Raw genomic sequence first — 26,538 nt, 5'->3', positions numbered from 1 at the left:
TGACAAGGCATTGAGGCTGGATGCTAACACAAATGCGGGGCGGGCTGTATCGGCTATCGGCCGAGGCGGGAGGGATCGCTTGAATTTCAAACCGATGCCCGCTCGGGCACCGGTTTGGACGCAGGCAACGGGCTGACGAGGCCCGCCTGCGAGATCGGACTGGCGGCTTATTCGCCCGGCAGTTCGACCAGGGAGACCACCTTGACGCCGGCAGCGCTCAGGCGGGCATCACCACCCAGCGACGGCAGGGAGATGATGAAGGCGGCATCAGCCACTTCGCCGCCGGCACGGCGGATCAGCTTGACGGTGGCATCGACGGTGCCGCCGGTGGCCAGCAGATCGTCCACTACCAGCACCTTGTCACCGGGCACAATGGCGTCGGTGTGCAGTTGCAGGGTATCGGTGCCGTATTCGAGGGCATAGGACTCCTCGATGACGGCGCGGGGCAGTTTGCCCGGCTTGCGAACCGGCACGAAGCCCAGACCCATGGCGTAGGCAACCGGCGCGCCGAAGATGAAGCCGCGCGCTTCGGTACCGACAATCTTGGTGATCCCTTGATCACGGTAGTGATTGGCCAGCAGATCGATGGTGGCCTTGAAGGCCTCGGCATTCTCGATCAGGCTGGTGATGTCGCGAAACAGGATGCCCGGCTTCGGATAGTCGGGAATGGTCTTGATGCTCGCTTCGATAAATTTCAGGGTTTCCGGATTCATGGTTTGACCGTTTGTTTTTCGACGCAGATGGTCGTTTCTCTCAGCTTCCCGCCAGCGGGAAATAAAAAGGCCCGTCACGCAAAAATGACGGGCCGACTCCATAGCATTATTGCCGCAATAGCTTAGGGACTTCACTTCTCCATTGCAACTGGCTCCAGCACCGGCAGGCGCATTAACCAGGTGAGCAGGATCACCATTATGGCAATGAGCAGCAGCCTGACCCACAGCATGGGCACCACCGCCAGCGACACCGAGAATGAGAGCAGAATGAAGAGGATGGCGCGTCGCCGCGCATGGCGGCGAATGCCGCGATACTGCTGCCAGTCCTGGATGGGGGGGCCGAACCAGGGATGGCTGAGCAGCCAGCGGTGAAAACGGGGGGACGAGCGGGCAAACAGCGCCGCCGCCAGCAGCATGAAGGGGGTGGTCGGCAGCAGGGGCAGGACTATCCCGACTATCCCGGTGGCGAAGGCAAGCCAGCCCAGGGCCATCAGACACCAGCGTTTCATGGGTACTCCTCTGAATGTATCTCTGCCTTTAGCCTAACAGAGTTGGCCTGGAAGCTGACAGCTTGGCCCAGGCGGTGGCCGTCGATTGGGTTCATCGAGTGGGCAAACGGCTGACAATCCCGGCCATTGCCACTACAATCTGCGCTCTTTTTTCTCTGTTTGCCCTGCGGAACCGGTTATGCGCGTTATTTTGGCCCCCATGCAGGGGGTGCTGGATCACTTGATGCGGGAGGTGCTCACCTCCGTCAACGACTACGACCTCTGCGTCAGCGAATTCATCCGGGTGGTCGATCAGTTGCTGCCGGCCAAGGTGTTCCATCGCCTCTGCCCCGAACTCAAGCAGGACGGCAAGACCCGGGCCGGCACCCCGGTGCGGGTACAGCTGCTGGGCCAACACCCCGAATGGCTGGCCGAGAACGCACTTCGGGCCATCGAGCTTGGCTCCCCCGGCGTCGATCTCAACTTTGGCTGCCCCGCCCCCACGGTCAACAAGAGCAAGGGGGGCGCCGTGCTGCTCAAGGAGCCCGAGACCATCTATCGCATCGTCAAGGCGGTGCGCGAAGCGGTGCCGGCCCATCTGCCGGTGAGCGCCAAGATCCGCCTCGGCTACGATGACAAGGATCTCTATCTGGAGAACGCCCAGGCGGTTCATCAGGCCGGGGCCAACGAGCTGGCCGTGCACGCCCGCACCAAGCGCGAAGGTTACAAGGCGCCGGCTCACTGGGAGTATGTGGACGCCATTCGCCGTGCCCTGCCCATCCCGGTCACCGCCAACGGCGAGATCTGGGATCATGCCGATGCCCTCGCCTGCGCCAGGGTATCCGGCTGCGATGCCCTGATGGTGGGCCGCGGCGCCATCTCGTTGCCCAACCTGGCCAACGTGATGAAGACCGGATGTGCCCACATGAGCTGGGCCGAGGTGCTGCAGCTGATGGTGAGCTACACCGAACAGGACCTGGCGAGCGAGAAGGCCGACTACTACCCGAGTCGCATCAAGCAGTGGTTCAGCTACCTCAAGCGGGAGTATCCCGAGGCAGACCTGCTGTTTCAGGAGATCAGGGTACTCAAGGAGACCCATCCCATTCGGGATGCCCTGCTGCAGGCCGCGAAAACTGTGATCTAACCGTTCTTTACTTGACGCATATCATCTTGATAATCCAGTCGCTTCCCTATACTGCCCACAATTTGTTATTCGTCCGTTGGGGGCTAGTGTGTGTGAAATGACGCAAGCTCAGTTGGCCGTGTGGCGTGATCGCCTGCTGACTGACTGGGCGCAAGTAAGAGAAGAGCTGATCGGTCAGCTCAAAGCCTGTCGGCGTGACGAGTGGGCGGAGCAGGTGGATCACTGCGAGCGGGATCAGCTGGTCGATCTCACCAGCCGCCTCGACTTGCCCAGGGTGGAGCAGAGTGTGGCCCGCCTCAAGCGCATCGATGCCGCCCTCTGCCAGATGGATCTGGGCCTCTATGGCCTCTGTTCCGACTGCGAGGAGCCGCTGGCCATCGAATCGCTGGAGCAGGACCCTACCCTGCAACGCTGCCCGCGCTGCGAAGCCCGCTATCGCAAGGGATTCCACGCCCACGAGCTCTGAGGGATGCACCTTCGTGCATCCTTTCCTGCGGGCTGGTCAGCCCGACATTTCTATTCAATAATCAACAACAACCACGCTGAACAGGGATAGCTCCGTGTACAGAGTCTTGTTGTTATGGTGTTTGTGCACCGCCACCTGGGCACAGGAGTCACTGCAGGTAGGCTGGACCAGCTGGCACCCGTTCAGCTTTCGCGACGAACAGCAGCAACTGCAGGGGCTGGACATCGACCTGCTGCAAGCCATCTTCAGTCGGGCCGGCTTTAGCGCCAGCTACAGCGAAATGCCCTGGGCCCGCGTGCTGCGTGAGCTGGAGTTCGGTACCATCCAGCTCACCATGTCCGCCAACCAGACCGCCGAGCGCGAGCGCTACGCCCGCTTCAGCCTGCCCTATCGCAACGAAGAGACTGTGCTGCTGGTGCGCCGTCAGGACAGGGCGCGCTGGCAAGGGATCTCCCAACTCTCGGGCCTGCTGCCACGGCAGGATTTCACCATAGGGATGATGCGTGATTTTGATTACGGCACCCATTTTCGCACCTTCATGCAATCGCCCCAGATGCAGGATCGGCTGCTGGCCCGCCTGCGGATGGAGCCCTTGCTCAAGCTGCTGCTGGCCGGCCGCATTCAGGGGGTGGTCATCGACCCCATGGGGCTGCAGGAGATAAGCCTGGCCGGTATCCCGCTCGATGATCTGACCCCCCTGCTCAACATCCAGCGCACGCCGGTGCATCTGATGCTGAGCCGGCGCACCACTACACCAGCCCAATTGCAACGGCTGGACGAGGCCATCCAGGCGCTGCTCGCCAGCCCGGAATACACCCAGATCCTGGCCCGTTATCGTTATCAGTTGCCGCCAATCAAATAAAGAAAACGGGCCCTGTAGGCCCGTTTTCCTATGCGTTTGCTTATTGTGCCAACAGATGGCCGACCAGCTCAAAGCGCCAGCCCTGCAGCAACATGGGCTTGTCGGCCCGGGCCCGCTCTTCGTCGCTCATGCGCCAGCTCCAGGTGAAGTACTGGTGAATGATCTTCTTGCTGGCCACCAGCTCGGGCGGAATGTTGCTGGCCTTGGCCTTCTCTTCCACCATTCCCTTGATACGCTTGAGCTCGGCCTTGTACTGGGGGTAATCCACCAGCCGGCGAATGGGCTCGGGCCAGCCGGCAGGATCGCTCTGCTGGGCGGCGGCCACGATATCCAGCATCCGCTTGCCGTGGATCTTGATCTCGATGGGAGCCAGCCCCAGCTCGTTGAGATCGCGCAGGGAGGTGGGCTTGCGTTCCGCCACCTTGAACAGGTGCAGCTCCTTGACCACGAAGTTGAGGGCCAGATCCCGGCGCACCGCCTCTTGCTGGCGCCAGGCGGCCAGCTCGCGCAGGATCGCCAGCTCGCGGCGTCCCAGCTGCCAGGCGTTGACGATGTCGAGATAGGCCTGGCGGGGGTCGCTGGTCTGGGTCTTGCGGGCAGAGTGGTTCTGGCACTCCTGCTCGAACCAGGCGAACTTGCCGCTGTCACGCAGCGCCGCCATCACCTTGTCGTAGAGGGGCAGCAGATAGAAGACGTCGGCCGCCGCATACTCGAGCTGACGGGGGGTGAGCGGGCGCGCCAGCCAGTCGGTACGCGCCTGATCCTTTTCCAGGGTCACGCCGAGAAACTCGTTGACCAGGGCGCCGAAGCCCACCGAGACCCCGTGGCCCAGAAAGGCTGCCGCCAGCTGGGTGTCGTGCATCTGGTTGGGCAGATGACCCGTCTGATGCTGGATAAGCTCCAGATCTTCGCCGGAGGCGTGCAAAATGGCGATCTGCCCTGCCCGACCGAGTCGCTGCCAGAGGGAGGAGAGATCCAGCGTCAAGGGATCCAGCAGCGCCAGTTGGTGGCCGTCATAGATCTGGAACAGACCCAGCTGGGGGTAATAGGTACGGGTGCGGACGAATTCAGTATCGATGGCCAAGGGAACGTCGGCCAGGGAGGCGAGATACTGATCCAGTTCGGCTTGCTGTGAAATGAGTTGATAATGCATCTGTGCCTGCGCGTTGATCAGGGCCAAAAGAAAAAACCGTGGGCTGACCCACGGTTTTGCATAACGACGGCATGCTGCTTGGCAGCGCCACACCGGTTACTGCTTGGCAATCTCCTCGTCGCGCAGCACGCGGCGCAGGATCTTGCCCACATTGGTCTTGGGAAGTTCGTCACGAAATTCTACCAGTTTCGGGACCTTATAGGCAGTCAGATGTTTGCGGCAGTGCGCAATAATCTCGTCTTCCAGCAGCTTTGGATCTTTCTTGACCACGAAGATCTTCACCAGCTCGCCGGAAACCTTGTGCGGCACGCCGACGGCAGCCACTTCCAGCACTTTCGGGTGGAGCGCCACCACGTCTTCGATCTCGTTCGGATAGACGTTGAAACCGGAGACCAGGATCATGTCTTTCTTGCGATCGACGATCTTGAAGAAGCCCTGCTCGTCGCACACCGCGATATCGCCGGTACAGAGCCAGCCATCCTGCATCACCTCGGCGGTGGCTTCGGGTCGCTGCCAGTAGCCGCTCATCACCTGCGGGCCGCGCACCTGCATCTCCCCCGGCTTGCCGAGTTCATGGATCACCTGGCCGTTGTCATCCACCAGCCGGATGTCGGTGGAGCAGACCGGCAGGCCGATGGAGCCGTTGTAATCCACCAGGTCGTAAGGGCAGACACTCACCAGGGGTGAACACTCGGTCAGGCCGTAACCTTCCAGCAGCGGGGTATCGGTCAACGCCTTCCACTGCTCGGCCACCGCCCGCTGCACCGCCATGCCGCCGCCGATGGTAAGCTTGAGCTTGTCAAAGGACATGCTCTGAAATTCGCCATTGTTGACCAGCGCGTTGAACAGGGTGTTGACCCCGGTGATGCAGGTGAAGGGGTACTTCTTGATCTCTTTGACAAAGCCCGGGATGTCGCGCGGGTTGCTGATCAGCAGGTTGTAGCCCCCCAGGCGCATGAACAGCAGGCAGTTCACGGTCAGCGCGAAGACGTGGTAGAGCGGCAGCGCGGTGACCACGAACTCCTTGCCACGCTCCAGCATGGGGCCATAGACGCCGAGGCACTGCTCCACGTTGGCGATCATGTTGCGGTGGGTCAGCATGGCCCCCTTGGAGAGGCCTGTGGTGCCGCCGGTGTACTGCAGGAAGGCGAGATCGTCGTTGTTGATCTCGGGCTTGATGTACTGCAGATAGCGACCCTTGGCCAGTGCCTGACGCATGGTGCTGGCGTGGGGCAGATTGTACTTGGGCACCAGCTTCTTGACGTATTTCACCACAAAGTTGACCAGAGTCCCCTTGGCCAGCCCCAGGTTGTCCCCCATCCGGGTCAAGATCACGTGCTTGACCGGGGTGTCGTAGACCACCTTTTCCAGGGTATGGGCAAAGTTGGAGACGATGACGATGGCCTTGGCGCCGGAGTCCTTGAGCTGGTGCTCCAGCTCGCGCGGGGTGTAGAGCGGGTTGACGTTGACCACTATCATGCCGGCACGCAGGATGCCGAACACGGCGATGGGATACTGCAGCAGGTTGGGCATCATCACGGCGACCCGGTCGCCTTGGCTGAGCTTGAGCTCGTTTTGCAGGTAGGCGGCAAAGGCGCGGGACTGCTCCTCAAGACGACGATAGGTAATGGTCTGCCCCATGTTGACGAAGGCAGGCTGGTCGGCGAACTCGTTCACCGACTCTTCAAACATCTCGACCAGGGAGCTGTATTGGTCTGGATTGATCTCGGCGGGCACCCCTTCTGGATAACGCTTCAGCCAGACTTTTTCCACGAACTTCTCCTGCATAACTAGCACCTGTGCGCTCACTGTGTTGCCTCCGTCCCTGTTCACATCCATTTCAAGCAGTTGTTTTAAGCTCATACTCTAATGCCGCCCATATTTACATAGGGCAACATCAATTAACAGCGAATTAACAACAGAAAAATGTGAGGGGGAAGACAAACCTGGAATTATTGAAAGCCGTCGATTCTACCGAATTTGACAAAATTTTTCGATACAAACCGCGGTCTCTGCCGAATTTTCCATATGAAAATGGTGGTTTCCCGCCAAAATGACACGTTCAATGCGTGTAAAGGCGGCATGACGCTGTTGCCACTGCACCTGCAGGCTGGCAAATCCCTCGCTGCCGGCGATAAACAGCACGGGGCAGGCAATGGCCCGGATCAGGGCCATTGCCTGTCCTTCGCTCATGCGCATGGGGGAGAGATCCCGCAGACGGGGATCGCTGCGCCAGTGCCAGCGCCCTGCCCGGGCTTCCAGCTGCCGCTCGCAGATAAGGCGTGCCGCACTCGGGGTGATGTCCGCCACCTTGCAGCGCGCCGCCACCGCCTCGTCGATGGAGGCAAAGCCCTGGGAGGCTCGCTCGCGGGTTCGGCTGCGGTTGAGGATGGCTCGGCGCAGCTGCTCAGGTACGGCGTCGTCCGGCTGACTGAGGGGCCCGAGCCCCTCCAGCAGAATGAGCCGCTCCACCTGCTCGGGGAAAACCCCGGCATAGGCGGAGGCGATCAAGGCCCCGAGGGAGTGGCCAAGCAGCGTGAATGCCGTCCAGCCGGCCGCCTGGGTGATCTGATAGAGATCGTCCAGCCAGTCGACAAAGACATAGGGCGTTGCCTTGTGATCCGAGTGACCGTGCCCCGGCAGATCGACACAGACCAGCTGAAAGTGGGTCAGATAGGGGGCTAGGGGCACAAAGCTTGCGCTGTTGTCGAGCCAGCCATGCAGGGCAAGCAGCAGCGGTTTGTCCTCCTGCTCTCCCTGCGCCGGCAGGCTCTCGAGCAAGGCAACCCGGCGGCCGTCGGCCAGGGTCAGGAAGCGCTCTCGCAGCAAGGTGCTCATGCCCAGCTCCTAGCGGCGCAGCGGCCGTCTCGGCCAGTAGGGATCATAGAAGTGGTCGTAGAAGTAGGGATCCATGTAGCGGATCTCCACCTCCTTGACCGGCGGCCACAGCTTGCTGCCTGTCACCTTGAGCACGGAGAAGCGGTATTTGTGCTCGCCAATCTGGCTGTCCACCGGCTGGGCTATGGTACCGAGCACCGTCAGGCTGCGCCCCTTGGCATAGAGGGTCGGGTCGACAAAACCCTGCATGATGGCCAGAAAACGGCCCGGGCTCTGTTCGGTCTGCTCCGGCACCCCGTTGGACTTGAGCGGCAGATAGACCACCTCGATGACGCTCTGATCCGCCTTGTTGTGTACCGACGAGATGACGCCGCTCCAGCGGGCCGGCTTGCCTACCTGGCCGGCAAGCGCCGGTTGGTAGGCGACCAGCTGGTTGGCGGGCTCATAGGCCAGCTCTTGCGGGACCGAGCTGCAGGCACCGAGCAGAAGGCCGGCGGCCACCATCACCATTGCACGCTTCAACATGTCACTCTCCTTGAGTCGGGCTGGGCCCGACCTATCAACCGCCCGCGTGGGGCCTGTGTCGACCGGCATGAGCGACAAGTCTGCCACTCCTGCCCTTATTCGCGACCCGGCAGCTTCTTCCAGGTCACCTTGTCACGCAAATATACCGGGGTCGCCTGCTCGACCGCCACCGCCTCGCCGGCCAGCCAGGCGCTGCGGGCCAGCGGCAGCATGTCTTCTGCCGCCGGGAAGCGTACCTGGCTCGCCACCTGCTCGTCGGCCAGCGCGGCGAGGGTCTCGCCATAGGTCTCAAAACCGGTACCGACGCGGGTAAAGCTGCCCGGCAGCGTGCCACGGGACGCCACCAGTGCGGCGGGGCCGCTCACCACCTCTTCGCCCACCAGCTGGATGCGACCATCGATGAGCTCATATTGGCCGAAGTAGACCTCGTCCATGCGCGCATCGATGGCGGTCAGCACCCGCTCGGCGCCGTCCAGCCGATGAGCCCCCTGTGCCATGGCGGCCAGGGTGGAAATACCGATCAGCGGTACGCCTGCGCCCAGCGCCAGCCCCTGTGCCACGCCGATGCCGATCCGCACCCCGGTAAAGGAGCCGGGACCGCGGCCGAAGGCGATGGCATCGAGCTCGTCCAAGGTTACCCCGGCCTCGTCCAACACAGCCTGAACCATGGGCAGGATTTTACGGGTGTGATCCCGCGGCGCCTCTTCCCAACGGGAGAATACCTTCTCCCCCACCAACAAGGCGGCGGAGCAGGCTTCGGTGGCGGTATCTACGGCCAGGATCTTCAACTCGTTCATGCTTTCCAATCTCTATAAAATCAGTCAATTACATAATCTGCAAGCAGGCTCTGCCAGCAGTTTTCACATTCTGGTGCGCGTATTCGCGTATTGCGGGTCGCGTTCTGCCCCTATCGGCAGCGTGGTCGTCTCGCCATCGCACGGGTAAACAGTATCTTCGGCAGGCTCAGCCCTTGCGGTCGAAGAAACCGCCCAGGGTGGCCAGCTCCCGGGTCCGAGGAATTGCCGGCAGGCTCTTGATGAAGGTCGCGCCGTAGGGTTTGTTGACCATGCGGGGATCACAGATGACCAGTACGCCGTGATCACTGCGATCACGGATGAGCCGCCCCACCCCCTGCTTCAGGGCAATCACCGCCTTGGGCAGCTGGATATCGGCAAAGGGATCGCCGCCCCTGAGCTTGCAATCATCCACCCGCGCCTTCAGCAGCGGATCGTCGGGGCTGGCAAACGGCAGCTTGTCGATGATAACACAGGAGAGCGCGGCGCCACGCACGTCGATCCCCTCCCAGAAGCTGCTGGTCGCCACCAGCACGGCACGGCCATTCTCGACAAACTCCTTGAGCAGCCGCTGCTTGTTGTCCTCTCCCTGCAACAGGACGGTGCGACCGATCTCCCGGCGCAGCACCTCGGCCACCTGGCGCATCACCTGATGACTGGTACAGAGGAAGAAACAGCCCCCCGGCGTCTTGTTGATAAGCGGGATCATCAGGTTGGCCAGCTGCTCGCCCCGACCAAAGGCATTGGGCTCGGGCAGAAAGCGCGGCACGCACAGGCGCGCCTGCTCGCCATAATCGAACGGACTGTCGAGGATAAGCTCGGCGCTGCCGGCCAGCCCCAGCTCCGCCTTGAAGTGATCAAAGCGCATGTCCACCGTCAGGGTCGCCGAGGTAAACACCCAGGCCACCTCGGGGCGCAGCACCTCGGCGCCGAAGCGCTCGGCCACCGACAGCGGGGTCAGATTGAGGGTGAAATGGAGCCGCGAGCAGTCATACCAGTAGGAGAAACCGGTCTGGTTGACCGCCAGCACCTCGCCAAGACGAGTGCGCAGCTCGCTGATGCGCTCGAAACAGTGGTCAAGCTGCTCCCCTCGACCCAGCGCCAGCTTCAGCACCTCGTAACACAGGCCGAGGGCATCGTTGAGGCGGGCCAGCGCCTGGCCCCAGAGCGGTTGGCGCAACATGTCGCGGGTGTTGCCACGACCGCCGTCCACCCCGAAGGCGAGCCGCAAGTCCTGGCTCGCGATGGCGAGCCTGTCCGCCGCCTTGCCAAGCTGGCCCATGTCGTGGGCCTCGGCCCGATAGGCAAGCTGGATATCCTGCGCCAGATCCTGGATGGTGCGGCTGCCTACCGACTTGCCGAAGTAGTTGGTGGCGATCTCGGGCAGCTGGTGCGCTTCGTCAAACACATAGACCTGTGCCTCGGGCACCAGCTCGCCGAAACCTGTGTCTTTCACCGCCATGTCAGCGAAGAAGAGGTGATGGTTGATCACCACCACCTGGGCATCCATGGCGCGGCGGCGGGCCACCACCAGATGGCAGTCGTCGTAATAGGGGCAGTCACGGCCGAGGCAGTTTTCATTGGTGCTGGTGACGTGGGCGAGGATCTCGGCGTTTTCCTGCAGTCCAGGAATGTCCCCCACGTCACCGTTGTCGGTGGCGGTGGACCAGGACTTCACCTTGACCAGATCGTTGAGCACTTCGGGCTTTTGCAGGTGGGATTCGCTGAGCAGCCGGTTCATCCGCTCGATGCACAGATAGTTGCTACGCCCCTTGAGCAGGGCCACCGGCGGGGTATAGGAGAGTGCGCCGGTGATGGTCGGCAGGTCTCGATAGAAGAGCTGCTCCTGCAGGTTTTTGGAGCCGGTGCTGATCACCACCCGCTTGCCGGACTCCTGCGCCGGCACCAGATAGGCGTAGGTTTTGCCAGTTCCGGTGCCCGCCTCCACCAGCAAGCGACCGTGTGACTTGATGGCGTTGGCCACCGCTTCGGCCATCTCCAGTTGCGGGGCGCGGGCGACAAAACCGTCGATATGGCTGGCCAGAGGGCCGTCTGGCTTGAACAGGGTCTGGATGGTCAAAGGGGCGTCCCGCTGCAACAAAAGGGGGCATTATGCCAAAAAGGTGGCAAAAGCGGGACTGACTTCTGCCCCTAGACGAAGAGATCGATCTGGTGATCGGGATCCGGCTTGTGATCGTCCTCTTCCGGCTTTTCCTGATCACGCTTGGCCGAGGGGTAAGGCTGCTGGCGCTGTTGGGAGTCGCCGTTGTCGGTGCTGGTCTTGCGCAGCTGATGCTTCTGGCTGATCTGGGTCACTTCCCGCTTGATGTCGTCACTGCTCGGCGCGGCCGGCGCCCTAGGCAGAATGGGGAATAACAGGTCCTGACTGGGCATGATGTCGCCTCCTCTGGCTCACCTTGTCTAGTTATCGACCATAAAACCGTTTTCTCAACTTTAATCGACCAAATCACATTTTCCGGTTGCTTTTTCCGTCAAGGCAGGTAGTTTAAATCGGGCGTCAACTACGACATCTTATTTGTAAAGGATTGATTACATGCAGTTCACCAGCCTGAAGACTCATCACCACCATCATCATCCCGAATAGTCTTTCAGGAGGTTGACTGCTGGAAGACACTTAACTGGTGACTTCCAAAAGGACCGCAAGATTCATAAACCCTCGGAAGCACCCACTTCCGAGGGTTTTTTCGTTTTTGACTAGAAGGAAATCGATCAATGGAAACACAACGTCTGCGCATCGCCATGCAAAAATCCGGTCGTCTGAGCCAGGACTCCCAGGCCCTGTTCAAGAGCTGCGGCCTCAAGATCAACCTGCGCGAGCAGCGCCTCATCGCCCATGTCGAGAACATGCCCATCGACATCCTGCGGGTGCGCGATGACGACATCCCGGGGCTGGTGATGGAAGGGGTAGTCGACCTTGGCATCATCGGCGAAAACGTGCTGGAAGAGGTGCAGCTCATCCGCGCCTCCCAGGGCCAGCCCTTTGCGGTCAAAACCCTCAAGCAGCTCGACTTCGGCGGCTGCCGTCTCTCCCTGGCGGTGCCGGACGACGTCAACTACACCGGGCCAGAGAGCCTCGCCGGCAAGCGCATCGCCACCTCCTACCCTGGGCTGCTCAAGCGCTTCTTCGACGAGAAGGGGCTTAGCTTCAAGAGCGTGATGCTGGGCGGCTCGGTGGAAGTGGCGCCGCGCGCGGGCCTGGCCGATGCCATCTGCGATCTGGTCTCCACCGGTGCCACCCTGGAGGCCAACGGCCTCAAAGAGGTGGAGGTGATCTACCGCTCCAAGGCGGTACTGGTGCAGGCGCCCAACCCCTTGTCCGATGCCAAGCAGAAGATCATCGATACCCTGCTGCCCCGCATTCAGGGGATGCAGCAGGCGCGCGAGAGCAAGTACATCATGCTGCACGCCCCCAAGGACAAGCTCGATGCCATCACCGATCTGCTGCCGGGGGCCGAACGTCCCACCATCATGCAGCTGGCGGGCGAGACCAACCAGGTGGCGCTGCACGTCGTCTCCAGCGAGACCCTGTTTTGGGAGACCATGGAACAGCTCAAGGCGCTGGGTGCCAGCTCCATTCTGGTGCTGCCCATCGAGAAGATGATGGAATAAGGAAGGGATATCATGCAGACCCTGATCTGGAAGACCCTCTCTCCCGCCCAGCAGGCCGACGTGCTGACCCGGCCCGCCCTGAGCGACGAAGCCGACATCGGCGCCGTGGTACGGGAGATCATCGGCTCGGTACGCAGCCGGGGCGATGAGGCCCTGCGCGAGCTGAGCCAGCGCTTCGAACGTGCCCCGCGCCAGCAACTGCAGGTAAGCAACGCCGAAATCGAGGCCGCCTGCGAGCGCCTCGATGACGACATCAAGGGCGCCATCGAGGCGGCCATCGCCAACATTCGCACCTTCCACGCCGCGCAAGCGCAACCCGTGGTGCAGGTCGAGACCCAACCCGGGGTGGTGTGCGAGCTGCGTACCCAGCCCATCGGCCGGGTCGGCCTCTACGTGCCGGGGGGCAGCGCGCCGCTCCCCTCCACCGTGATGATGCTGGCCATTCCGGCAGCGATCGCCGGTTGTCGTGAAGTGGTGCTCTGTACCCCGTCCCCGGCCAGCGACGAGATCCTGTTTGCCGCCCGTGCCTGCGGGGTCGAGAAGGTGTTCGCCATCGGCGGTGCCCAGGCCATCGCCGCCATGGCTTACGGCACCGAAAGCATTCCCAAGGTGGACAAGATCTTCGGCCCGGGCAATGCCTATGTGACCGAGGCCAAGGGCCAGGTGTCCCGCGACTGGCGCGGCGCAGCCATCGACATGCCGGCCGGCCCCTCCGAGGTGCTGGTGATCGCCGACGAGAGCGCCAACCCGGCCTTCGTGGCGGCGGATCTGCTCTCCCAGGCCGAGCACGGCCCCGACAGCCAGGTAGTGCTGGTGACCACCTCGCCGCTGCTGGCCGACGCCATCAACGGCGAGATCAAGCGCCAGCTGGCCAAACTGACCCGGCGCGACATCGCCGCCAAGGCGCTGGGTTCAAGCCTGGTGATCCTCTGTGACGATCTGGCCGAGGCCTGCGCCATCTCCAACGCCTATGCGCCGGAGCACCTGATAGTGCAAACCCGCGCCCCGCGCGAGCTGCTGGACCGGCTTGAGAATGCCGGCTCAATCTTCCTCGGGGCATGGACACCGGAATCGGTCGGCGATTACGCCAGCGGCACCAACCACACTCTGCCCACCTACGGCTATGCCCGCACCTGCTCGAGCCTTGGCCTCGCCGACTATCAGCGCCGCTACACGGTGCAGGAGCTGAGCGAGCGCGGCATTCAGGGCCTTGGCCCCATCGTCGAGCGCATCGCCCAGGCCGAGGGGCTTGATGGCCACAAGAATGCCGTCACCCTCAGGTTGAACGCCCTGGCCGCCGCGCCCCAACAAACAGCACAGCAGAAGGATTTGTCATGAGCATTGCCAATCTGGCGCGCCGCGTGGTGCGGGCCCTCACCCCTTATCAATCTGCCCGCCGCATCGGCGGCAAGGGCCACGTCTGGCTCAACGCCAACGAGGCGCCACAGGCCTATCCCTTCACCATCGAGGGGAGCCGCCTCAACCGCTACCCTGAGTGCCAACCGGCCGAGGTGGTGAACGGCTATGCCGCCTACGCCGGGGTTAATCCCGATCAGGTACTGGTGAGCCGCGGCGCCGACGAGGCCATCGAGCTCTTGATCCGCACCTTCTGCGAGGCGGGTGAAGATCAGATCCTCATCTGTCCCCCCACCTACGGCATGTACGCCATCAGCGCCGAGACTTGCGGGGTCGGCATCGTCGAGCAACCGCTCACCGCCAGCCCCCAGCCGGACTGGCCCGCCATCGCCGATCGCCTCGGCGACGTGAAGCTGGTGTTTCTCTGCTCCCCCAACAATCCCACCGGGGATCTGGTGGGTCGCGACGGGCTCATCGCCCTGTTGGAGAAGGCGCAGGATCGCGCCATCGTGGTGGTGGACGAAGCCTATATCGAGTTCTGCCCCGAGGCATCCGTGGTGGACCTGCTGGCTCGCTTCCCCAATCTGGTGGTGACCCGCACCCTCTCCAAGGCCTTTGCCCTGGCGGGGATCCGCTGCGGCTTTACGCTGGCAAGCCCCGAGGTGATCGCCATGCTGGCCAAGGTGATCGCCCCCTATCCCATCCCAGAGCCCATCGCCCAGATTGCGACCCAGGCCCTCTCCCCCATGGGGCTGGCACTGATGTCGGAACGGGTATTGGAGCTCAACAAGCAAAAAGCCGCCTTCAAGGCAGAGCTGGCCAAGCTTGCCTGCGTGAAGGAAGTGTTCGAAGACAAGGGCAACTTCGTGCTGGTGCGCTTTGTGGATGGCGCCAGCGTGTTTGCCGCCATGAAGGCCGCCGGCATCATCTTGCGGGACTTCTCGACCAAGCCGGGCCTGGACAACAGCATTCGCGTCACCATCGGCTATCAGGGCGAGATGGACGCCGTGCTGGCCGTGCTGCGTGATTTGCCCTCTCCCACTTTGTAAGACAAGGATGTAGCGATGAAGACCCCGTTTTTGTTTATCGACCGCGACGGCACCCTGATTGAAGAGCCGGTGACCGACAAGCAGGTGGACAGCCTCGCCAAGCTGCGCTTCGAGCCCATGGTGATCCCGGTGCTGCGCGAGCTGCAGGCCGCCGGTTACGTGCTGGTGATGGTGACCAACCAGGATGGGCTGGGCACCGCCAGCCTGCCGCTGGAGAACTTCCAGCCGCCCCACGACCTGATGATGCACCTGTTCGAATCGCAAGGAGTGAGCTGGGAAAAGGTGCTGATCTGCCCTCACTTCCCCACCGACGGCTGCAGCTGCCGCAAGCCCCACCTCGGCCTGGTGAAGGAGTATCTCGCCTCCGGTCGCATCGACTTTGCCAACTCCTTCGTGATTGGTGACAGACAGACCGATCTGCAGCTCGCCGACAACATGGGTATTCGCGGTATTCGCTACCACCCGCAGGATCACGACTGGCTCGCCATCCGTGATCAGCTGCTCTCCAAAGGACGAGTTGCCGAGGTAGAGCGCTACACCAAGGAGACCCGCATCCAGGTGGCGGTTGATTTAGACAAGAGCGGCGGCAACCTGATTGAAACCGGCATCGGCTTCTTTGATCACATGCTGGATCAGATAGCCACCCACGCCGGTTTCAGGCTCAAGCTCAAGGTGAGCGGCGATCTGCATATCGACGATCACCACACGGTGGAAGATGTCGGCCTCGCCCTCGGTCAGGCCCTGCGCCAGGCCCTTGGCAACAAGCGCGGCATCGGCCGCTTCGGCTTCGTGCTGGCGATGGACGAGGTACAGGCGGTGATCGATGGCCGCCCGCGTGCGGATGAAGAGACCCCGCTCACCGAGCAGGAGGTGGCCACCGCGCTGGATTTGAGCGGCCGCCCCTACTTCGTGTTCGACTGTCCGAGCGGTTTTGGCCGCGACAACGTGGGCGAGATGGCCACCGAGATGGTGCCCCACTTCTTTCGCTCCCTCTCGGACGCCATGGCCATCACCTTGCAGATGAAGGTGGGCAGCGGCAACACCCACCACCAGGTGGAGGCGCTGTTCAAGGGCTTTGGCCGTGCCCTGCGCCAGGCCATTCGGGTGGAAGGGAGCGAGCTTCCCTCCAGCAAGGGGGTGCTGTGATGGATGTGAGCAAGCAGAAGCTGGTCATCATCGATACGGGGTGTGCCAATCTGGCCTCGGTGCGCATGGCATTCGAGCGTCTCGGCATGCAGCCTCGGGTCTCCCGCGAGGCGGCCGACATCGAAGCGGCCGACAAGCTGATCCTGCCCGGGGTCGGCACCGCGGTGGCCGCCATGAAGAACCTCAACGAGCGCAATCTGGTGCCACTCATTCGCGCCGCCAAACAGCCACTGCTGGGCTTTTGTCTCGGCATGCAGATGCTGGCGGAGGCCTCCGAAGAGATCATGAGTGAGGGCGAAGACAAGGGCGGGCTTATCGACTGCCTCGGCATAGTGCCGGGCAAGATCCGGCTGATGGAGGTGGGCAACCTGCGCCTGCCCCACATGGGCTGGAATCAGGTGGAGCACGACGAGAGCCACCCGCTGCTCAAGGGCATTCCAAGCGGCAGCTACTTCTATTTCGTCCACTCCTACGCCTTGGAGGTGACCGACGCCACCATCGCCACCTGCGACTACGGCCAGCCGTTTACCGCCATCGTCGGTCGTGACAACTTCTTTGGCGCCCAATTCCACCCGGAGCGATCCGGTGCGGCCGGTGCCCGCCTACTGCAAAACTTTCTGGAGCTTTAACAAGGATGATTATCCCAGCCATTGATCTGATTAACGGCCAAGTCGTGAGGCTCTATCAGGGCGACTACGGCCAGAAGACCGCCTACAGCGACAGCCCGCAGGCCCGCTTCGACGAATATGTCTCCCAGGGGGCGGTGCAGCTTCACCTGGTGGATCTGGACGGTGCCAAGAATGCCAAGGCGCGCCAGCTCCCCCTCATCGCCCAACTGCTGTCGGCCACCGAGGCGCCGGTGCAGGTGGGGGGCGGCGTGCGCAGCGAGCAGGATGTGGCGGACCTGCTGGCCGCCGGCGCCAGCCGGGTGGTGATCGGCTCCACCGCCGTCAAATCGCCGGATCTGGTGGCCAACTGGATGGAGAAATACGGCCCCGAGCGCATCGTGCTGGCACTGGACGTCAATATCGACGCCCAGGGCAATCGCCATATCGCGGTAGCCGGCTGGCAGGAGAATAGCGGAGTAACCATAGAGGCACTGATCGAGCGCTTCCTGCCCGCCGGGCTCAAGCACGTGCTCTGCACCGACATCAGCCGTGACGGCACCTTGGCCGGTACCAACGTCGAACTCTATCGGGATCTCTGCGTCCGCTACCCGAGCGTCGGTTTCCAGGCCTCCGGCGGCATTGGCGGCATCGAGGATATCGAGGCCCTCAAGGGCTCAGGGGTCAAGGGGATCATCCTCGGTCGCGCCCTGCTGGAGGGCAAGTTCTCGGTGGGGGACGCCATCGCCTGCTGGGGCAGTCACGACAGCGCCGGCTGATCCCGCCACAGCAGACAACCTCCTGACGTTGACTGGTGAAGGCCCGCCTGCCGGGCCTCTCTCCAGCAAGGGGTAAATCGGGGTAAGTCTTTATTACCTGGTAACAATTGACTCTATACTCCAACTCACTGAGACAACGTCACGGAGGATCCATGTTTACAGCTCACTCCGCCACCATCCTGATTGTCGACGATTCCCCCGAGAATCTGATGGTGCTGACCGACCTGCTCTCCTCCACCTACCGGGTGCTCGCGGCCCAGAGCGGAGAGAAGTGCCTGCGCATCGCCACCGGCAAGATCACACCGGACCTCATCCTGCTGGATGTGATGATGCCTGGCATGGACGGCTACGAGGTGCTCAAGCAGTTGCGTCTCAACGGGCAAACCAGCCGCATCCCGGTCGTGTTGCTCACCGCCCTCGCCGATCCCCAGAGCGAAGAGTACGGCCTGTCGCTGGGAGCCGCCGACTACATCACCAAACCCATCAAACCCGCCATCGTCCAGGCCAGGGTGCGCACCCAGCTGGAGGCCAAGCAGGCCCGCGACGGTCTGCAAAACCAGAATGCGGCGCTGGAGGCCGAAGTGGCACGGCGCATGGCGGAAAATGATCTGACCCAGCAGGTCTCCATCCGCGCCCTCGCCCATCTGGCGGAGATCCGCGACCCCGAAACCGGCAATCACATCCTGCGCACCCAGGGCTATGTCAGGCAGCTGGCCAGCGCGCTGTCGACCCATCCCCGCTTTGCCGAGACCCTGACCCCCCGCTACATTGACCTGCTGAGCCGCTCGGCCCCGCTGCATGACATCGGCAAGGTGGGCATACCGGATCAGATCCTGCTGAAACCGGGCAAGCTGACGCCCGAGGAGTGGCAGATCATGCGCACCCACGCCAAGCTCGGCAGCGATGCCATCGAGGAGGCAGAGCGGGACATCGATCAGCCACTGGTATTTCTCACCCTGGCCAAGGAGATCGCCCACTGGCACCACGAGAAGTGGGACGGCAGCGGCTATCCGGACGGTTTGGTGGGGGACGCCATTCCACTCTCGGCCCGCTTGATGGCGCTGGCGGACGTGTTCGACGCCCTCATCAACGTGCGGGTCTACAAGGCGGCCATGCCCTATGACGAGGCGCGCGCCCTGATCCTCTCCGGCAGCGGCCAGCATTTCGACCCGGACGTGGTGACCGCCTTTGACAGCCACTTCGACGAGTTCATCGCCATCGCCGAGCGCTACAAGGACGACAACGAGGTCCCTCATGGCTGAACGGCCGCCCTTGACCCGGGCCCATGTGCTCAATGTGGTGCTCACCTATGCCGCCGTGGCGAGCCTGTGGATCCTGCTCTCCGACAAGGCTGTGGAGTGGCTGTTCAGCACCCCGGCGCAATTTGCACTGGCCAGTACCATCAAGGGGTGGCTGTTCATTGTCATCACCGCCACCCTGCTCTACGCCATGCTGCGCCGGCGCATCGATCAGCCCACCGTCAGCAGCACGCCATCGAGGCGCCAACTGCTCCCCTTCGTGCTGTTCAATGGCCTCATCATCGCCCTGACTGCCATGGCCATCGCCCAGAACATCAATCTGACCCAGGACAAGGAGGCGACCCGGCTCGAGACCATCGCCGACCTCAAAGGCAAGCGCATCACCGAGTGGCTCAACTCCCGCGAATTCGACGCCCACATCCTGCTCGAAAACCCGCTCTATGGCGCCCTCTATCACGACGCCCAGACCAGCCATGGCGGCCAGGCCGACCTGATGGCCAGACTCGATGAGTTTCTCTCCATCCGCCGTTTCAGCGCCGCCACCGTGCTGGCGCCGAGTGGCGAGGTGCTGTGGCAGACGCAGGGGGCCAGCGGCCTCAACCGTGCGCTGCGCAATGCCCTGGCCAGTGTCAACGCCGGGCGCATCACCCGGGTGGGCCCCTACCTGGACGAGCAAGGGCATGCCCGGCTCGATTTTATCGCTCCCCTGCCGGTAACCGACGGTAAGCCCCCCCTGATCGTGCTGCAGATCAGCAGCAGCGAGCCCCTCAACAGCATTCTCAAGACCTGGCCGGTGCCGGACAGCAGCGGCGAGGCCCTGCTGTTTCGCCGCAACGGCGAGCAGATCCAGTTCATCAATGACGTTCGCTATCGTCCGGACTCAGCCCTCACCCTGCAGTTGCCGGCCAGCAGCAAGGAGCTGCTGGCGGCCCAGTACCTGCGCCATGATCACGACGCCCAGGCCAAAGCGATCTTCTTTGGCCGGGACTATCGCAACGTGCCGGTGTTTGGCACCGCCCGTCCGGTGCTGGGCACCAACTGGTACCTGCTGGCCAAGATAGACGAGGCGGAGCTCAACCGCGCGGTATTGAAAGAGAGCATCTGGATCGGACTCATCGGCCTGCTTGCCCTCTTTATTACCAATGCGGGCATAGTGCTGCTGCGCCAGCACACCCGGCTGCAGATGGCCGAGCAGGTTCGCCAGTCCCAGGCCGGCCGGCTGCAGGCGCTGCAGTTGCTCTCCGCCATCGCCGACAGCTCGGAAGACGCCATCTTCGCCAAGGATCTGGAGGGCAAGTACATCCTGTTCAACCGGGCAGCCAGCCAGTTCGTCGGCAAGTCGGCCAGCGAGATGCTGGGCCAGGATGACACGGCCATCTTTCCCCCCGACCAGGCGCGCATGCTGATGGAGATTGGCCGCCAGGTGATTGCCAGCAACCGGGTGCAGACCCAGGAGGAGTTTCTGACCCTGCCAGGCGGCAAGCGGGTGTTTCTCGCCACCAAGGGGCCGCTGCAGGGCAGCGACGGCGAGGTGATCGGTATCTTTGGCATCTCCCGCGACATCACCGACTTCAAGCGGGCCGAGGCGGGCCTGCGTGAGCGTGAAGGATTGTTCCGCGCCCTGGTGGAGCAATCCCTGGCCGGCATTTACATCATCCAGCAGGGTCAGCTCTGCTACATCAACCCAGGTTTTGCCCGCCTGTTTGGCTACGGCTCGACCGCGGCGCTGCTGAAGATAGGCTCCCTGCCAGCCCTGGCCAGTGCCAAGGACAGCGCCAGAGTGGCCGAACAGCTGCAGCGCTGCGAGCAGGAAGACAGCGAGATCCACACCCGCTTCACCGCCCTGCATCACGATCACCAGAACATCGAGATGGAGCTGTACGGCCGGCGCGTCGACTACCGTGGCCAGCCCGCCGTGCTCGGCCTCTTGCTGGACATCACGGAGCGGGAGCAGGTCGAACAGGCCCTGACCCGCCAGGCGAGCGAACTGCGCCAGCAAAACAACGAGCTGGAGCGGTTCAACAAGGTGATGGTGGACAGGGAGCTCGCCATGCTGGCCCTCAAGCACAAGGTCAATGAGCTGTCGCTCCAGCTCGGAGAGCAGCCACCCTATCCGCAGGCCCCCACTCCGCCGGAAGAGTCCCTATGATGAACTGGTCTTCGCTGTGGCATATTCGCCCCACCAAACAGCGCTGGGGCGTCTGCCTGCTGGCACTGCTGCTGCCCGTCCTGATGCTGCAGATCCGGGTCCAGCTGCCCATCGCCTTTGGCGAGCGCCCCCTGCTGGTGCTGTTCATGCTGCCCATCATCGTCTGTGCCATGCTGGGCGGCCTGCTGCCCGGTCTGCTCTGCACCCTGATGAGCGGCCTGCTCACGGCCTACTTCGTGTTGCTCCCGGTCCACGAGCTGCGCATCGGCTCCGGCCAGGATCTGGTGCAGTGGGGCATTCTGGAGGTCAACGGCATCCTCATCAGCCTGCTGAGCGCCGCAGTGCACCACTCCCGCAGCCGGGAGACCCAACGCTGGCAAGAGCTGGCCAGCATCCAGTCCCGTCTGCAACAGAGTGAAACCCGCTTCCAGGCCACCTTCGAACAGGCGGCGGTCGGCATTGCCCTGGTCGCCCCCGACGGCAAGTGGCTGCGGGTCAACCAGCGGCTGTGCGACATGGTGGGCTATCAGGCCGACGAGCTGATGGGGATGACCTTTCAGCAGATCACCCACCCGGACGATCTCTTCATCGACCAGACCTATGTGACCCAGATGCTGGCCGGCGAACGCCAGCAGTACACCCTGGAGAAGCGCTACCTGCGCAAGGGGGGCGAGATCCTCTGGATCACCCTGACGGTGGCGCTGGTCAAAAACCTCAAGGGGGAGCCCGACTACTTTATCTCGGTGATCGAGGACAACCAGCAGCGCAAGGAGGCGGAGGAGGCCTTGCGCCGCAACGAGGGGATCCTGCGTGAATCCCAGCACCTGGCCAAGATCGGCAACTGGCGCTGGCACATCGCCGATGACAGCCACTTCTGGTCGCCGGAGATCTACCGCATCTATGGCCGCGATCCCTCCCTGCCCCCCGCCATCTACCCCGAAGTGAAGAAGTATTTCACCCAGGAGGGGTGGCGAACCATCGCCCAGTCGGTCGAGCGCTGCCTGCAGGATGGCCTGCCCTACGAGTGCGACGCCGAGGTGATCCACGATCAGGGCGAGCCGGCCTGGATCATCGCCCGGGGGGCTGCGCTTCGAGACAGCGAGGGGACCATAGTCGAGCTTTACGGCACGGTACAGGACATCACGGAGCGCAAGCTGGCCGAGCAGCAGTTGCTGCACAACCAGCAGATAGCGCTCGATACCCAGCGCCGCGCCCGACTGGCGGCGCTCAATCTGATGGATGACGCCATCAGCGCCCGCATCCGCGCCGAGACCACCAGCAGCGCCCTGCGCGAGAGTGAGCAAAGGTTGCTGCTGGCCCAGGAGGGGGCGCACATCGGGATCTGGGAGTGGAACATCCAGAGTGGTCGCCTCTACTTCTCCCCCGAGTGCGCCCGCCTCTATGGCCGCAGCGCCGAGCAGCTCAGCGAGATCCACACTTGGCAGCGCTGCCTGCACCCGGATGACAAGCCGCGCATCGACCAGCTGCTGGCAGACCTTCCCGCCGGCGGCAAGCCGGTGGAGCTCGAGTTCCGCATCCTGCTGCCAGACGGCGAGGTGCGCTGGCTCAGCAGCAAGGGCAGCGTCTATCGGGATGCCCAGCAGCGCCCGCTGCGCCTGCTAGGCATCCATCTGGACATCACGGAGCGCAAACTGGCCGAGCAGCAGTTGCGTCAGCTGTCGCTCGCGCTGGAGCAGAGCCCGGACGGCGTCTTCATCACCGATACCCAGGCCCGCATCGAGTATGTCAACGTCGCCTTCCTGACCACCAGCGGCTACCAGCAGAGCGAAGTGATCGGCCAGACCCCGACCCTGCTGCGCTCCGGCCTCACCCCTAGGGCCACCTATATCGCCCTGTGGGACGCCATCAAGCGTGGCCAGCGCTGGCACGGCGAGTTCATCAACAAACGAAAGGACGGCTCCCACTACCATGTGCTAGCCACCGTCTCCCCCATCCGCCAGGAGAACGGGGTCGTGACCCACTACGTGACGGTACAGGCCGACATCACCGAGAAGAAGCAGCTCGGCGAGGAGTTGGACCAGTACCGCTACCACCTGGAGGAGATGGTTGACGAGCGCACTCAGCAACTGGCCCAGGCCCATCAGCGGGCTGAGAGCGCCAACCGGGCCAAGAGCGCGTTTCTGGCCAACATGAGCCACGAGATCCGCACTCCCATGAACGCCATTCTGGGGCTCACCTATCTGCTCAAGCGCGACACGCCGGATCACACCCAGCAGGAGCGGCTGGAGAAGATCGACAACGCCGCCCAGCATCTGCTCACCATCATCAACGACATTCTGGATCTCTCCAAAATCGATGCCGGCAAGATGGCGCTGGAGCAAAGCGACTTCTCCCTCACCGCCATGCTGGACAACGTCAGCGCTCTGATGAGCGAGCAGGCCCGCGCCAAGGGGCTCACCATCATAGTCGACATCGGCGACACCCCGGCCTGGGTGCACGGCGACATCACCCGTCTGCGCCAGGCGCTGCTCAACTACACGGCCAACGCCATCAAGTTCACCGAGCAGGGCTCGGTCACCCTGCGGGTACGACCGGAGCGCCAGCTTGGCAACGACTATCTGCTGCGCTTCGAGGTGGAGGACACCGGCATCGGCATCAGTCCGGAACAGGCCGAGAAGCTGTTCCAGGCCTTCGAGCAGGCGGACGTCTCCACCACCCGCAAATATGGCGGCACCGGGCTGGGGCTCGCCATCACCAGCCGGCTCGCCACCCTGATGGGCGGGGATGTGGGGGTCAGCAGCACCCTTGGCAAGGGCAGCTGCTTCTGGTTTACCGCCCGCCTCTCGGCAGGAGTGGGCGAGCCACAACAGCCCGCCCTGCTTGAGCAGACGGTGCAGCAGGCTCTCTTTTTCGCCAACCACGCCAGGGTGCTGCTGGTGGAGGACAACGCCATCAACCGCGAGGTGGTGCTGGAGCTGCTCGGCAACAGCGGCCTGGTCATAGAGACGGCGGTGAACGGCCAGGAGGCGCTGGCGCGCGTCAGTCAGCGCCCCTTCGATCTTATCCTGATGGACATACAGATGCCGCTGATGGATGGCTACAGCGCTACCCGCGCCATCCGGGCGCTGCCGGGCTTGGACAAGGTGCCCATTCTGGCGCTCACCGCCAGTGCCTTCGAAGAGGACAGAAGGGCCTGCGAGTCCGCGGGCATGAACGACTTCATCGCCAAACCGGTCACCCCGACACGCCTGTTTGCAGCGCTGCAACAGTGGCTGCCCAACAGCTCAGCCGCCAAACCTGGTTATCAACGCCGAGCCAACGATCTGCTGATCGGCCCCCTCGCCCGCCTGCAAGGGGTGCCCGGGCTCGACCTGCAACAGGGGCTGGCGGTGTTGCAGGGCAACCAGAACAAATACGTGACCCTGCTGCGCCACTTCGCCAGTGAACACAGTCTGGACATGCAGCAGCTGGCCGCTCAACTGCAAACCGGTGACAAGCCCGCTGCCACCCGGCTGGTGCACACCCTGCGCGGGGTGGCCAGCACCCTGGGGCTGGTCGAACTGGCCGCGCTCTGTCAGCAGCTGGAGCAGACCCTTGCCAAAGGGAGCCCGGCCCCGGCCGAGCTGATGATGCCCATCGAGCGCCACCTCTCGGCGCTGCTCGACCTGCTGGGAGAGGAGGAGCGCCCTGTCCCCGCCACCTCGGCCCCCCTTGGCGGCCAGTGGCAGCAACCGCTGCTGCGTCAGATGGAAGAGCTGCTGCTGCAAAGCGACACCGCCGTACTGCCGCTATTCGAGCAGTATGCCGCCCCCTTGATGCTCACGCTGGGCACTCAGGGCGAGACGCTGGCCCGTCAGCTCAAGGTGTTCGACTTTGATGGGGCCCTGCTCACTCTGCGGGCACTGCTGGCAACGGATGATGCTCATGGGGAACCCCTGGCACGCCAGCCCGATGGCAGCAAGGGATCCCAGGGGGCAAACAGGGCGGATAAAGGGTTGAATCACTGAATAAAGTCGTGCATATAGTGGTGTTCCCCCGCGTGAAAACACCGTCCGGATCCGGTCTTTTCTCCCGTACAGGAACCCGCTGTTAAAGCATGCCATTGACATTTTTTCACTCGCCGCCGGGCCCCAAGGCCCGTTGGCAACAACGTTAGTTTTAACAGTGCTTTACATGGAGCAACGAGCATGTTGTCAAAGCGTATTATCCCCTGTCTCGACGTCAAAGATGGCGTGGTGGTCAAGGGAGTGCAGTTTCGTAATCACGAGGTGATGGGCGGCATCGTCGAGCTGGCCCGCCGCTACGCCAGCGAGGGGGCCGATGAGCTGGTGTTTTACGACATCACCGCCTCGAGCGATGAGCGGGTGGTGGACAAGAGCTGGGTGAGCCGGGTGGCCGAGGTCATCGACATCCCCTTCTGCGTCGCCGGTGGCATCAAGAGCGTCGAGGATGCCCGCCAGATCCTGGAATTCGGGGCCGACAAGGTCTCCATCAACTCGCCGGCCCTGGCCGATCCCAGCCTCATCACCCGACTGGCCGAGCGATTCGGCGTGCAATGCGTGGTGGTGGGCATCGACTCCTATTTTGATGCCCAGAGCGGCCACTATCAGGTCAAGCAGTTTACCGGCGACGAGAGCCGCACCCGCACCACCGCCTGGCATACCCTCGACTGGGTCGAGGAGGCGCAAAAGCGTGGCGCCGGTGAAATCGTGCTGAACGTGATGAACCAGGACGGCATGCGCCAGGGCTATGATCTCGAGCAGCTCAAGCTGGTGCGCGCCGTCTGCAAGGTGCCGCTCATCGCCTCCGGCGGCGCCGGTGCCATGGAGCACTTTCGTGATGCCTTCACCCTCGCCGACGTGGACGGGGCGCTGGCCGCCTCCGTGTTCCACAAAGGCCTTATCCCCATTCCCGAACTGAAACGCTGGCTGAAAACCGAAGGAGTCGCCATCCGTGAATAATCAAGCAGTAAACAACGACGTATCGCTGGCCGAGCGCCTGGACTGGGCAAAATGTGACGGCATGATCCCCGCCATCGTCCAGCATGCCGCCAGCGGCGAGGTGCTGATGCAGGGATTCATGACCCGGGAAGCCCTGGATAAAACTCTGGCGACCGGCCAGGTCACCTTCTTCAGCCGCAGCAAACAGCGCCTCTGGACCAAGGGGGAGAGCTCGGGCCATGTGCTCCAGCTGGTCGCCATCACCACCGACTGCGATCAGGACTCCCTGCTGATCGCCGCCAACCCCGTCGGCCCCACCTGCCATCTGGGCAATCCCTCCTGCTTCGACGGCCACCCCGTGCCGCCGCTTGGCTTCCTGGCCGAGCTCGAGCAGATCCTGGCCGCCCGCAAGGGCGCGGATCCGACCACCAGCTACACTGCTAGCCTCTATGGCAAGGGCACCAAACGCATCGCCCAGAAGGTGGGTGAAGAGGGCGTGGAAGTGGCGCTGGCCGCCATGGCCAAGGATCGGGAGGAACTTATCAACGAATCCGCCGATCTGCTCTACCACCTCACGGTCTTGCTGCAAAACGAGGGACTGGGTTTGAAGGATGTGGTGCAGCGGCTTTACGAGCGCCACAACAAATAAACTGATAATAAAGCCGGGTTATCCCGGCTTTA

At 62.9% G+C, this 26,538-nt stretch carries 23 protein-coding genes and 1 other annotated feature; of the genes, 14 read left to right on the top strand and 9 right to left on the bottom strand.

Annotated features, from left to right (window positions below):
• Window positions 1-167: 167 nt before the first annotated feature.
• Window positions 168-713, bottom strand: a complete 546-nt coding sequence (gene apt, locus CAK78_RS12375) for an adenine phosphoribosyltransferase (RefSeq protein WP_176452772.1) — start codon at window positions 711-713, stop codon at window positions 168-170.
• Between the two features lie 131 nt (window positions 714-844).
• Complete coding sequence (locus CAK78_RS12370) at window positions 845-1,222, bottom strand: YbaN family protein (RefSeq protein WP_094697466.1); 378 nt, start codon at window positions 1,220-1,222, stop codon at window positions 845-847.
• Between the two features lie 178 nt (window positions 1,223-1,400).
• On the opposite strand from CAK78_RS12370, the gene dusC reads away from it, so the two are divergent.
• The 3 genes from dusC (at window position 1,401) to CAK78_RS12355 (ending at window position 3,673) form a co-directional block, all read left to right on the top strand.
• A complete protein-coding gene (dusC, locus tag CAK78_RS12365) occupies window positions 1,401-2,345 on the top strand; it encodes a tRNA dihydrouridine(16) synthase DusC (RefSeq protein ID WP_094697465.1) in 945 nt (314 codons plus the stop codon).
• A 97-nt stretch (window positions 2,346-2,442) separates the two neighbouring features.
• A complete protein-coding gene (locus tag CAK78_RS12360; protein WP_017778994.1) occupies window positions 2,443-2,811 on the top strand; it encodes a TraR/DksA family transcriptional regulator in 369 nt (122 codons plus the stop codon).
• Window positions 2,812-2,905: 94 nt separating this feature from the next.
• Window positions 2,906-3,673: a substrate-binding periplasmic protein gene (locus tag CAK78_RS12355; RefSeq protein WP_094697464.1), complete on the top strand. Its 768-nt coding sequence runs from the start codon at window positions 2,906-2,908 to the stop codon at window positions 3,671-3,673.
• Window positions 3,674-3,713: 40 nt separating this feature from the next.
• On the opposite strand, the gene rnd is transcribed toward CAK78_RS12355, so the two are convergent.
• From rnd to CAK78_RS12320, 7 genes are all read right to left on the bottom strand, one after another.
• On the bottom strand, window positions 3,714-4,826 hold the full coding sequence (gene rnd, locus CAK78_RS12350; RefSeq protein ID WP_176452771.1) for a ribonuclease D: 1,113 nt from the start codon (window positions 4,824-4,826) through the stop codon (window positions 3,714-3,716).
• Between the two features lie 96 nt (window positions 4,827-4,922).
• Complete coding sequence (gene fadD / locus CAK78_RS12345) at window positions 4,923-6,599, bottom strand: long-chain-fatty-acid--CoA ligase FadD (protein WP_094697472.1); 1,677 nt, start codon at window positions 6,597-6,599, stop codon at window positions 4,923-4,925.
• A gap of 198 nt (window positions 6,600-6,797) precedes the next feature.
• Window positions 6,798-7,664, bottom strand: coding sequence for an alpha/beta fold hydrolase (locus CAK78_RS12340; RefSeq protein WP_176452770.1), 867 nt, complete (start codon window positions 7,662-7,664; stop codon window positions 6,798-6,800).
• 9 nt (window positions 7,665-7,673) lie between these two features.
• Entirely contained in the window at window positions 7,674-8,189 is a 516-nt protein-coding gene (locus tag CAK78_RS12335) for a Slp family lipoprotein (protein WP_094697462.1), read from the bottom strand.
• A gap of 95 nt (window positions 8,190-8,284) precedes the next feature.
• Window positions 8,285-8,986: a tRNA (adenosine(37)-N6)-threonylcarbamoyltransferase complex dimerization subunit type 1 TsaB gene (gene tsaB, locus CAK78_RS12330; RefSeq protein ID WP_176452769.1), complete on the bottom strand. Its 702-nt coding sequence runs from the start codon at window positions 8,984-8,986 to the stop codon at window positions 8,285-8,287.
• A gap of 166 nt (window positions 8,987-9,152) precedes the next feature.
• Window positions 9,153-11,063, bottom strand: coding sequence for an ATP-dependent DNA helicase (locus tag CAK78_RS12325; protein ID WP_094697461.1), 1,911 nt, complete (start codon window positions 11,061-11,063; stop codon window positions 9,153-9,155).
• A 71-nt stretch (window positions 11,064-11,134) separates the two neighbouring features.
• The gene (locus CAK78_RS12320) at window positions 11,135-11,377 is read right to left on the bottom strand and encodes a hypothetical protein (protein WP_005301068.1); all 243 of its coding nucleotides are present in this window, start codon (window positions 11,375-11,377) and stop codon (window positions 11,135-11,137) included.
• A 186-nt stretch (window positions 11,378-11,563) separates the two neighbouring features.
• Window positions 11,564-11,692, top strand: a sequence feature (His leader region).
• Between the two features lie 24 nt (window positions 11,693-11,716).
• On the opposite strand from CAK78_RS12320, the gene hisG reads away from it, so the two are divergent.
• The 11 genes from hisG to hisIE all read left to right on the top strand — a co-directional run bounded on the left by hisG (window position 11,717) and on the right by hisIE (window position 26,506).
• Window positions 11,717-12,613, top strand: coding sequence for an ATP phosphoribosyltransferase (gene hisG / locus CAK78_RS12315; protein WP_094697460.1), 897 nt, complete (start codon window positions 11,717-11,719; stop codon window positions 12,611-12,613).
• 12 nt (window positions 12,614-12,625) lie between these two features.
• Window positions 12,626-13,951: a histidinol dehydrogenase gene (hisD, locus tag CAK78_RS12310; protein WP_094697459.1), complete on the top strand. Its 1,326-nt coding sequence runs from the start codon at window positions 12,626-12,628 to the stop codon at window positions 13,949-13,951.
• Entirely contained in the window at window positions 13,948-15,018 is a 1,071-nt protein-coding gene (gene hisC / locus CAK78_RS12305) for a histidinol-phosphate transaminase (protein WP_094697458.1), read from the top strand. The genes hisD and hisC overlap by 4 nt, the downstream gene beginning before the upstream one ends.
• A gap of 15 nt (window positions 15,019-15,033) precedes the next feature.
• Window positions 15,034-16,164 (top strand): bifunctional histidinol-phosphatase/imidazoleglycerol-phosphate dehydratase HisB, encoded by a 1,131-nt coding sequence (hisB, locus tag CAK78_RS12300; protein WP_094697457.1) that lies wholly within the window; start codon window positions 15,034-15,036, stop codon window positions 16,162-16,164.
• Window positions 16,164-16,793: an imidazole glycerol phosphate synthase subunit HisH gene (hisH, locus tag CAK78_RS12295; protein ID WP_094697456.1), complete on the top strand. Its 630-nt coding sequence runs from the start codon at window positions 16,164-16,166 to the stop codon at window positions 16,791-16,793. The genes hisB and hisH overlap by 1 nt, the downstream gene beginning before the upstream one ends.
• A gap of 5 nt (window positions 16,794-16,798) precedes the next feature.
• Entirely contained in the window at window positions 16,799-17,548 is a 750-nt protein-coding gene (gene hisA / locus CAK78_RS12290) for a 1-(5-phosphoribosyl)-5-[(5-phosphoribosylamino)methylideneamino]imidazole-4-carboxamide isomerase (RefSeq protein WP_094697455.1), read from the top strand.
• A 152-nt stretch (window positions 17,549-17,700) separates the two neighbouring features.
• Window positions 17,701-18,810 (top strand): response regulator, encoded by a 1,110-nt coding sequence (locus CAK78_RS12285; RefSeq protein ID WP_094697454.1) that lies wholly within the window; start codon window positions 17,701-17,703, stop codon window positions 18,808-18,810.
• Entirely contained in the window at window positions 18,803-20,956 is a 2,154-nt protein-coding gene (locus tag CAK78_RS12280; RefSeq protein WP_094697453.1) for a PAS domain-containing protein, read from the top strand. The genes CAK78_RS12285 and CAK78_RS12280 overlap by 8 nt, the downstream gene beginning before the upstream one ends.
• Entirely contained in the window at window positions 20,953-24,924 is a 3,972-nt protein-coding gene (locus tag CAK78_RS12275; protein WP_094697452.1) for a PAS domain S-box protein, read from the top strand. The genes CAK78_RS12280 and CAK78_RS12275 overlap by 4 nt, the downstream gene beginning before the upstream one ends.
• Before the next feature lie 180 nt (window positions 24,925-25,104).
• Window positions 25,105-25,878 (top strand): imidazole glycerol phosphate synthase subunit HisF, encoded by a 774-nt coding sequence (gene hisF / locus CAK78_RS12270; RefSeq protein ID WP_094697451.1) that lies wholly within the window; start codon window positions 25,105-25,107, stop codon window positions 25,876-25,878.
• Entirely contained in the window at window positions 25,871-26,506 is a 636-nt protein-coding gene (gene hisIE, locus CAK78_RS12265; protein ID WP_094697450.1) for a bifunctional phosphoribosyl-AMP cyclohydrolase/phosphoribosyl-ATP diphosphatase HisIE, read from the top strand. The genes hisF and hisIE overlap by 8 nt, the downstream gene beginning before the upstream one ends.
• Window positions 26,507-26,538 lie beyond the last annotated feature (32 nt).

It is taken from the genome of Aeromonas sp. A35_P (assembly GCF_002259925.1).
Classification (GTDB): Bacteria; Pseudomonadota; Gammaproteobacteria; order Enterobacterales; family Aeromonadaceae; genus Aeromonas; species Aeromonas dhakensis.
The sequence above is the reverse complement of the archived record's forward strand: the minus strand, read 5'-3'. Positions and strand labels throughout refer to the sequence as shown.

Excerpts from the sequence above, each read along its gene's own strand:
- hisB (WP_094697457.1), top strand. The coding sequence starts at position 15,034 with ATGAAGACCCCGTTTTTGTTTATCGACCGCGACGGCACCCTGATTGAA.
- CAK78_RS12285 (WP_094697454.1), top strand. The coding sequence starts at position 17,701 with ATGTTTACAGCTCACTCCGCCACCATCCTGATTGTCGACGATTCCCCC.
- apt (WP_176452772.1), bottom strand. The coding sequence starts at position 713 with ATGAATCCGGAAACCCTGAAATTTATCGAAGCGAGCATCAAGACCATT.
- CAK78_RS12370 (WP_094697466.1), bottom strand. The coding sequence starts at position 1,222 with ATGAAACGCTGGTGTCTGATGGCCCTGGGCTGGCTTGCCTTCGCCACC.
- CAK78_RS12275 (WP_094697452.1), top strand. The coding sequence starts at position 20,953 with ATGATGAACTGGTCTTCGCTGTGGCATATTCGCCCCACCAAACAGCGC.
- hisG (WP_094697460.1), top strand. The coding sequence starts at position 11,717 with ATGGAAACACAACGTCTGCGCATCGCCATGCAAAAATCCGGTCGTCTG.
- hisA (WP_094697455.1), top strand. The coding sequence starts at position 16,799 with ATGATTATCCCAGCCATTGATCTGATTAACGGCCAAGTCGTGAGGCTC.
- CAK78_RS12280 (WP_094697453.1), top strand. The coding sequence starts at position 18,803 with ATGGCTGAACGGCCGCCCTTGACCCGGGCCCATGTGCTCAATGTGGTG.
- CAK78_RS12335 (WP_094697462.1), bottom strand. The coding sequence starts at position 8,189 with ATGTTGAAGCGTGCAATGGTGATGGTGGCCGCCGGCCTTCTGCTCGGT.
- CAK78_RS12320 (WP_005301068.1), bottom strand. The coding sequence starts at position 11,377 with ATGCCCAGTCAGGACCTGTTATTCCCCATTCTGCCTAGGGCGCCGGCC.
- CAK78_RS12340 (WP_176452770.1), bottom strand. The coding sequence starts at position 7,664 with ATGAGCACCTTGCTGCGAGAGCGCTTCCTGACCCTGGCCGACGGCCGC.
- tsaB (WP_176452769.1), bottom strand. The coding sequence starts at position 8,986 with ATGAACGAGTTGAAGATCCTGGCCGTAGATACCGCCACCGAAGCCTGC.
- CAK78_RS12360 (WP_017778994.1), top strand. The coding sequence starts at position 2,443 with ATGACGCAAGCTCAGTTGGCCGTGTGGCGTGATCGCCTGCTGACTGAC.
- hisD (WP_094697459.1), top strand. The coding sequence starts at position 12,626 with ATGCAGACCCTGATCTGGAAGACCCTCTCTCCCGCCCAGCAGGCCGAC.
- hisF (WP_094697451.1), top strand. The coding sequence starts at position 25,105 with ATGTTGTCAAAGCGTATTATCCCCTGTCTCGACGTCAAAGATGGCGTG.
- hisH (WP_094697456.1), top strand. The coding sequence starts at position 16,164 with ATGGATGTGAGCAAGCAGAAGCTGGTCATCATCGATACGGGGTGTGCC.
- dusC (WP_094697465.1), top strand. The coding sequence starts at position 1,401 with ATGCGCGTTATTTTGGCCCCCATGCAGGGGGTGCTGGATCACTTGATG.
- hisC (WP_094697458.1), top strand. The coding sequence starts at position 13,948 with ATGAGCATTGCCAATCTGGCGCGCCGCGTGGTGCGGGCCCTCACCCCT.
- rnd (WP_176452771.1), bottom strand. The coding sequence starts at position 4,826 with ATGCATTATCAACTCATTTCACAGCAAGCCGAACTGGATCAGTATCTC.